The organism is Wolbachia endosymbiont of Nomada ferruginata, assembly GCF_001675785.1.
Classification (GTDB): Bacteria; Pseudomonadota; Alphaproteobacteria; order Rickettsiales; family Anaplasmataceae; genus Wolbachia; species Wolbachia pipientis.
In genome coordinates, this window is sequence record NZ_LYUY01000111.1 from 1 (window position 1) to 3,865 (window position 3,865).

The following is a 3,865-nucleotide window of genomic DNA, read 5'->3' on the forward strand; positions in this document are numbered from 1 at the left end:
AAGTTTCATATATCTGGCTATGAGTAAAGTTATGTTAAGTAGGGAATATGCTTGATTTACTGGTTTGTGGACAACCTCTCAAATGAATTATCAACATCTGAATCCACCTCTGCTGGCGAACCTGCAACAACTGCATTATCGGCACCTTTAAAATACTTATTGATATCATCTAGTAAATTTTCTCTACCAGTTTTTAACTGCTCGGGAATGGTAAGTGTTACTTTACCTTCTTCATACTCTACCTTACCATTCTGAGATTTAAGCGTGAACTCTAAAATAGCATCAAGCCTGCATATTTCTATATTTGTATCCTGTTGCTTAACAGGCATACTTGGACAATACTGAATATTTAGGGAATCTTGGCTATTACATATAATACTTATCTTTCTATCGTTAGCGTCAGGCAATTGTAGGTTATGCTCAAAAAATATAGGAAAGAGCTGCATGAGCAAAGAGCCGTCATACCCGGCTTGATTGCAATTAGTAATTAACTCTTTCAGTATATGATCATCTGGAACTTCTGCCTTAGCATGCTTAAACATTTCTATTAAAACATGCTTTACAACTTGGCGTTTACTACTTTGAAGCTCTTGATTATACCTATCACACAACTGGCCAACAAAATCTTTACTTATGGTTTTACCATTGATTATAAAATTCATTCTAGGTAAGTCTTTATAAGCTTGCTTACCAGAATTCGCATCAGCATTATTTTTGTCTGCCCTTACTTGACTGAGCAAAGATTGCGTTAGCTTAAATTCTGATCTAGTCGCTCTGTTGGTATTTTGTTCTTCTTCAGCCTCTGAACAATTACCTGAATCCCCAGAATTTTTCGTACTTTTAACTTTATTTTCTTTTGCAGTATCTACTGCTGGTGGCATGAGCCCACCAAGTAAACTCCAAATCATGTTTTACCCCTAATTAATAGCTAAGCTAAGTATAGCATTAAACAGAAATCTTGCCAAGCAAATTATTAACTCTCTTAGCAAACAGACTTACATCATCCATCTCTTCACCTTCCACTATACAAGCTTGGTAAAACAATAAGTGAACCATGTCCTCCAATGTTGGGTTTTCACCACTTTCAGCATAAGATTTCATTATATTTTTTATTACAGGATGTTTAGTGTTGATTTCCAGCACCTTTGGCGTGCGGTAATTTAGCTGCTTTTGTTCGCGCAAGAAACGCTCCATGCGAAGATCCATAGCACCTTCATCAACCGCTAGGCATACGGGACTACCGGTTAACTTTTTGGAAATTTTTACGCTTTTTACTGAATTGCCAAGAACTTTGGTGAAATATTGCATTATAGAATCTGTATTTTCCTCAGTTTTTTCTTCTTTCGATTTATTTTCTTTATCTTTCTTATCTTCTTCTGAAGAGAATTTTTCCAAATCAACATCTGCGCGGGTTACAGACTTGATTTTCTGATCTTTATATTCATGAATCACGCTAGTCCAGAAATCATCAACTGGATCAACAAATAGGAGCACTTCTAGTCCTTTACTGACGAATCCTTCAAGTTGTGGACTGTTTTTCACTGAATCCAAGCTATTTCCGGTGAGATAATAGATATGCTCCTGCTCAGGCTTCATTCTGCTTATATAGTCATCAATGCTGACTAATTTCTCATCACCAGTGCTCTGAAATCTGCAAATTGAGAGCAGCGCTTCTCTCTCATCAGTTGGCATAGCTTCACAAAGACCCTCTTTTAATACTGCACCAAAATTGGTCCAGAATTTTGTGTACTCTTCCAAATTCTCTTTTGCCTTTTTACCGAGCTCTGATATCGCGCGTTTAGTGAGGGATTTCCTGATTTGCTCAACAACACGATTATTCTGCAGCGTTTCTCTGCTGATATTAAGAGGCAAGTCCGGTGAATCAACCACGCCTTTCAGAAAACGCAAGTATTGTGGTATGATCTGTACGTTATCTTCAGTAATAAATACCTTGTTTACATATAACTTCACAGAGCAACGTCTATCTGGATGAAATAAATCAAAAGGTTTAATAGAGGGAACATAAAGCAAATTCGTATATTCTATTGCACCTTCATTTTTATTATGCAATATCATCCAAGGTTCACCACCAACATGCGCAACACTGCGGAAAAAATCGTTGTGCTCCTCCTGAGTAACGTCATTTTTTGGCTTAGTCCAAATTGCAGCCTTACTGTTTAACTTTTCACTTTTTCCTTCTTCATCTATGAATTCAACAGGAAAATTTATATGATCAGAGTAAGTAGTGACAATGTTTTCAACACGAAATTTATCTAAAAACTCATTTTCTTCAGGATGCATAATGAGTGTAATTTTGGTTCCGCGAGGGACTTGATTATCTGATTTACTTATTGAATATTCTCCATCTCCCTTGGATTTCCAGACCCAAGACTCCTCCTCTCCAGCTTTTCTTGATTCTACTATTACTTCCGATGCAACCATAAAGCTTGAATAAAAACCAACACCAAACTTACCTATCAGCTCTACAGTTTGACTTGAATCTTTATTATTCTTGATCGCATCTAAGAACTTTTGCGTACCAGAGCTTGCAATTGTACCAAGGTTATCTATTAAATCTTGTCTGTTCATTCCGACGCCATTATCAGTGATATATAGCTCGTTCTTATCTTTATTGGAGCTAATAGTAATTTTTAATTCATCACTCAAATCTAGCAAATTAGGGTTTAGTTGAGATTCATAGCGCAACTTATCACATGCATCTGATGCATTTGATATTAATTCACGCAGAAAAATGTCTTTATTGGTGTAAAGTGAATGAATCACTATATTCAGTACTTTCCCTACCTCAGCGTCAAATTTTAAATTTTCAGTTTCTTGTACATTATGCATTTTGAGCTCCATTATTTGCCTACTACCCTAATAATTTAAGTATTGAATCACGATCTTTCAAGGTCACGTACACCAAAATTAATGTGGGTGTAGTTATTATGACACCCAATTTATGGGATCTCTTGCATAACAAACTTTTAGCAGCGCATTGGATGAAACGAAAAACTTCCTTAACACCCTTCGCCAGCCCCCTTATCATGAAACTGAAGCTATTTATTTATCTTCGCAATCTCTGCAGTGGATTAATGACAAAAAAACTTAATGTATTTGGCGTAAATCATGCTTAATTTTTTGCACTATGTGCACCTCATGTCTTTATCAAATTTCTAGCTACACAAGCTGAAATACGCTATTTAAAACATCAAAAAACGCCAACTTAAAAAATGGATAGTGAATAATTAGCTACCCTAGGGTTTCTTTGCCTTTTTTTCTGTTTAGTAAATTTCTTAACGTTTATAATTTAGATTAGTTGCGGCTTAAAAGCGGCTGAGTCACGGTTATTAAGCGTTTAGAATAAAAAAACGCCATACTTGAAAGTATAATGTAAGTAACTAGCCAACCATCGGGCTTCTTTTGCCTTTTTTTTCGCTTGGTAAATTTTTTAATACTTAGATTAGTTGCAATTTAAGAGACCAGAAATGGTCAGTGCTTGGCACTGGAATAACGTCCTCCTTTGTTATCCCAGTGCCCAGACACTGAGATCCAGGAAACTTAATTGCAAGTAATGCATTGGATTTGGTGAGTATGGGTTTTATGTTATAGAATGAAACACTTTTGGTGAATTTGTAAAGAAAACTGGATCCCAGTGTTTGGGCACTGGGATGACACCATTCTTTTTCCTGGATTCCAGACTGGAATGACACCATTTGTTGTGTTTAACAAAGTTCGTACTTAGCTTCATATTAGCCGTAAACATTTAAGAAATTTACCAAACGAAAAAAAAGGCAAAAGAAGCCCTGGTCATTGTCTATTTTCTGTATTGGCGTTTTTTTAAGTCTTAAACGCTGCAATTTAG

Annotated in this window: 3 protein-coding genes; all 3 read right to left on the minus strand. The window is 36.0% G+C overall.

The genetic code is table 11. The annotated features are described in order from the left end of the window. Window positions 1-56: 56 nt before the first annotated feature. Entirely contained in the window at window positions 57-908 is an 852-nt protein-coding gene (locus BA053_RS08155; RefSeq protein ID WP_065095158.1) for a hypothetical protein, read from the minus strand. 37 nt (window positions 909-945) lie between these two features. Then, window positions 946-2,850, minus strand: a complete 1,905-nt coding sequence (htpG, locus tag BA053_RS05590) for a molecular chaperone HtpG (protein ID WP_065095160.1) — start codon at window positions 2,848-2,850, stop codon at window positions 946-948. A gap of 608 nt (window positions 2,851-3,458) precedes the next feature. Next, window positions 3,459-3,713 (minus strand): hypothetical protein, encoded by a 255-nt coding sequence (locus BA053_RS05595; RefSeq protein ID WP_218914978.1) that lies wholly within the window; start codon window positions 3,711-3,713, stop codon window positions 3,459-3,461. Between the last annotated feature and the right edge of the window lie 152 nt (window positions 3,714-3,865).

Coding starts and splice junctions, on each gene's coding strand:
- BA053_RS08155 (WP_065095158.1), bottom strand. CDS start 908: ATGATTTGGAGTTTACTTGGTGGGCTCATGCCACCAGCAGTAGATACT.
- htpG (WP_065095160.1), bottom strand. CDS start 2,850: ATGCATAATGTACAAGAAACTGAAAATTTAAAATTTGACGCTGAGGTA.